This window comes from Candidatus Clavichlamydia salmonicola (assembly GCF_015356765.1).
Taxonomy (GTDB): domain Bacteria; phylum Chlamydiota; class Chlamydiia; order Chlamydiales; family Chlamydiaceae; genus Clavichlamydia; species Clavichlamydia salmonicola.
The window spans coordinates 1-4,537 of record NZ_WTCQ01000021.1 but is presented as its reverse complement, the minus strand read 5'-3'; the positions used below and the strand labels follow the sequence as shown (position 1 = coordinate 4,537).

3 protein-coding genes are annotated in these 4,537 nt (G+C 33.7%); 1 reads left to right on the top strand and 2 read right to left on the bottom strand.

Features of this window, described 5'->3' with window-relative positions; all coding sequences use genetic code 11:
• Nucleotides 1–677 precede the first annotated feature (677 nt).
• Nucleotides 678–2,045: a hypothetical protein gene (locus tag CLAVI_RS05515; RefSeq protein WP_194844600.1), complete on the bottom strand. Its 1,368-nt coding sequence runs from the start codon at nt 2,043–2,045 to the stop codon at nt 678–680.
• Between the two features lie 403 nt (nt 2,046–2,448).
• On the opposite strand from CLAVI_RS05515, the gene CLAVI_RS05510 reads away from it, so the two are divergent.
• Nucleotides 2,449–2,673, top strand: coding sequence for a hypothetical protein (locus tag CLAVI_RS05510; protein ID WP_194844599.1), 225 nt, complete (start codon nt 2,449–2,451; stop codon nt 2,671–2,673).
• Between the two features lie 465 nt (nt 2,674–3,138).
• Here CLAVI_RS05510 and CLAVI_RS05505 read toward each other — a convergent pair.
• Nucleotides 3,139–4,537: hypothetical protein (locus CLAVI_RS05505; protein WP_194844598.1), on the bottom strand; the 1,399-nt coding region annotated here is incomplete at its 5' end.

The window sequence follows — 4,537 nt, the reverse complement described above, 5'->3', positions numbered from 1 at the left end:
TGATAACATAAATAAAAATATATATTTGATAAATAATAGGAAAGATTAAGCAATATTAACAAAAAAATTTGCTTGCAGAAGCATCTTTAAAGAACCACAACTACTGAATAACTAGTTCTTTTAGATGATCATCAGTTATTAAAACACCTTTTCCAAATCCAGAAATACCTAACAGCAATCCTTACTCTAATGTTAAAGCTATTAAACTTTTGTCCTTTCTAAAACCCATTATAAACTTCTTAAGACATTTACCTTTAAATTGCTTATAGATTATTTTTCCAAGCGTTGTTATTAATACAATGGAACTCCCTACCCCCTAAAAGTAATTATCATAGGACTACATGGAAGACGATTTTGTATAATTTAGATGATTTGGAATAGCTAGCATTTATTGTTTTTATATCAGTAATATTTTCAAACCAATAATGATCTACACCTAGTTGTGAGATGGCACAGCTAGGTGGATCATTAAAATATTAAGGAAACTACATCTTCATTTTGTATGACCATTGCCAACAATAAGTACCTCTATCTATTCCATCATGTGCAGTAATATAATCATGACCTGCAGCATTTTGTACAGATGGAGACTTACATGGTGCAAGAAAGATCTTTTCTACCAATTAAAACTTAATCCACTCAAGATCCCAATCAGTTCTTTTAAGATCAATACTTACTTATACAGGCTCTTCTGGATCATTGCTACAACTAGACAGAGAACCACCCACTCCTGGCACTGCAGCTACAAGCATAGGCAGCCCTACTTCTACATCTTCTTCATGATCTGCGTCTTCTTCTATAGGACTAGTAATGCAAGTTCCTAATAATCGAGTAGCTGCACTAGTCAAGTAAAGAGCTATTGAAATCGCCAACATCTGTTTAGTCTCTTTAGAAGCTGGCCCACAAACATCTTTTACAGAAGAAAAGAAAACACCACAACCAACCTCAGAAGCACCTAAAAGCAACCATTCCTGCATACCTAATATTAAAAAATTTCCTGACTTATCAGTAGAAACTTTAGTATTAATTCTCTTAGGTTTTCGATACTTTTTATATACCATCTTAGCAAGAATAGCAGTCAAGATCAATGCACTTCCTTGTCCAAAAGCAAGCAACATTTTAGTACATGGAGAACTACCATTATCTATATCAGGCATTTCTGTAATTAATGGCGTAAAAGTAGCTGGCGTAGTTATACTTGTTGTTAATGGGGCTGCTGTAGCTTTTTGAGACATGGTGCAGTTATTTGTATCAAAAAAATATTGAGGAAATTGTTTCCTGATGTTGTGCATTATTGTCCAACAATAAGCGCCTCTATCTACTCCATCATGTGCATTAGTACGATCATTACCTGTAACATTTTGTATAGATGGGGGCTTATACATTGCTACAGAAGCTTGTTCCAACAAACTAGGATTTGATTTACCTAACATATCAAATACATCTTTCATGATACAATCCATAAGATTGCTTGTAATCAAGCTTTCATTTTTTCCTTTGTTCTCCATATATACATAAGTTAAATAGCGCTGGGTTGCGTTATAATTTGGATATCCACTCCAATCAGTTGCTTGACATTCTAGAACAGATGTATTTGGGTATTGTTTGTGATATTCTTGTAGTGAAAAACAATTCATATCATAATCTGAGATCTCATTAGCACTTAATTGCCCAATACCAAATTGACCTAGAGTCCAGTTTTTTTCTCCACTTTTACCTTGTCCTAGAATATCTTGCTGCCCTGGCACACATAAATATACTAATTCACTATTACTTAGAGGGGGCAACGCAATAGCAACCACATTTATCATATCCTCACCTGCGCAAAGAGATGTTGTAACTATTCCAACTACCCCCATAGCTAATGCTAAACCAAATGAAGAATCAAGAAAAGCTGTACATACTTTTGCACATGTTTTCATATTTTTTGATAGATTATCCTTAAGCTCTTTCCAACTAGTAGGACAACTTCTTCCTGTGTGTACAAAAAAATTCTCATTTAAAGATTGGATCCCAGAAGAAAATCCATTACCTATTCCAGCCATATTACCTCTTTTATAAAATTAAAATATTTTTTAATAAATAGTATTAAAAAACAAAATATCTTATAGGTATAAATGATTTTAAACAAATTTTTTTTTTATAGTTGTGAAAAAATTTTTTAATTAAAAGATGGATAATTCAAAATTACAGAATAGGTAAATAGCACCTGAGGCAATTACTAGAGAGAGATTTTTGATAATAAGACGATATCTTATCAAAAAAAAGTATGCTTGAGAGCCTACATCATTTAAATTTTAATATTATATTAGGCAAAAAAAAATTTACTTTTTTAATAACTTGAAAGCCTTGATAAAGATACAACTTTGATGAACGACAAGACATTTTTGTAAAAGACTCTTACAAACTATCATCATCCATCATTACAGAATACCTTCTTCTGACTTTATGCCTTCAAGCATAGGTAATTCTACTCTTTGTTCTTTAGGTGCTAATTTTTCCTCTATAGAACTAGTTAACGCCACAAATACCCTCTTATCGCTTTCATCTACAAGAGTACAAGGTGTTCGTAAAGAAGTTATTAAAACACCTATGCCTGATCCAGCAGCACCTAAAAGCAATCCTTCCTCTATTTATAGATTATTATACCAAACGTTGTTATTAATACAATAGAAGTCCCTATCCAAAAAAGTAATATCATACAACTACATGAAGACGATTTTGCGTAATTAGATGATTTTGAATAGTATATTAACCTGGCTGTATAACATAGCTAGCATTTATTGTTTTTATATCAATAGTATTTTCAAAACAATAAGGATCTACACCTAATTGTGAGATGGCACAGTTAGGTGTATCAGTAAAATATTAAGGACACTATATCTTCATTTTGTATGACCATTACCAAAAATAAGGGCCCCTATCTATTTCATCGTGTGCAGTAATGCAATCATGACCTGCAGCATTTTGTACAGATATAGGCTTACATGTTGCAAGAAAGATCTTTTCTACCAACTAAGGATTGATGCACTCAACATATCAAGTACACCTTTCAACATACAATCTAGCGTATCATGTAGAATTCAATTCCTCGCTTGATTCTTTATCCAAATCAGTTCTTTTAAGATCAATACTTACTTATACAGGCTCTTCTAGATCATTGCTACAACTAGACAGAGAACCATCCACTACTGGCACTGAATCTACAAGCATAGGCAGCCCTACTTCTACATCTTCTTCATGATCTGCGTCTTCTTCTATAGGACTAGTAATGCAAGTTCCTAATAATCGAGTAGCTGCACTAGTCAAGTAAAGAGCTGTTGAAATCACCAACATCTGTTTAGCCTCTTTAGAAGCTGGACCACAAACATCTTTTAGAGAAGAAAATAAAACACCACAACCAACCTGAGAAGCGCCTAAAAGCAACCATTCCTGCATACCTACCATTAAAAAATTTCCTGCTTTATTATTAATTTTCTTAGGTTTTCTATACTTTTTATATACCATCTTAGCAAGAATAGCAGTCAAGATCAATGCACTTCCTTCTCCAAAAGCAAACATCATTTTACTACATGGAGAACTACCACTATCTATACCAGGCGTTTCTGTAGTCAGTGGCATAAAAGTAGCTGACGTAGTTATACTTGTTTTTAATGACGCAGAAGCAGTAGTAAATCGGGCTGCTTCATCTCCTTTATCAATTTTGCAGCTAGTTTCATTAAGAAAATATTGAGAAAATTGTTTCATCATGTTACTGAACTCTAACCAACAATAAGCACCTCTATCTACTCCATCATGTGCATTAGTAGAATCATCACCTGTAACATTGTTTACAGATGGAGGCTTATATAATGCTTCAGAAGCCTTTTTCAACAAACTAGGATTTGATCCACCTAACATATCAAATACACCTTTCATCATACAATGGGTCGAATGGCCTATCTCCACCCCTTCACCTTGTACCATTTTATCCGCATATACATAAGTTAAATAGCGATGGCTTGCGTTATAATTTGGATATCCACTCCAATCAATTGCTTGGCATTCTGGAGCAGACGTATTTGGGTATTGATAATGATATTCTTGTAATGAAAAACACCAGATATCATGCGAGGATATCATATTAGCACTTAATTGCCCAATACCAAATTGACCTAAAGTCCAGTTTTTTTCTGAAATTTTACCTTCTCCTAATTGACCTAGAGTCCAGTTTTTTTCTGAAATTTTACCTTCTCCTAATTGACTTAGAGTCCAGTTTTTTTCTGAAATTTTACCTTCTCCTAGAATATCTGCACTCCCTTGCATACATACATATACTAATTCACTATTACTTAGATGGGGCAACGCAGCAGCAACCACATCTATCATATCCTTACCTGCGCAAACAGATGTTGTAACTATTCCAACTACCCCCATAGCTAATGCTAAACCAAATGAAGAATCAAGAAAAGCTGTGCATACTTTTGCACATGTTTTCATATTTTTTGATAGATTATCCTTAAGCTCTTTCCAACTAGTAGGACAACTTCTTCCTGTG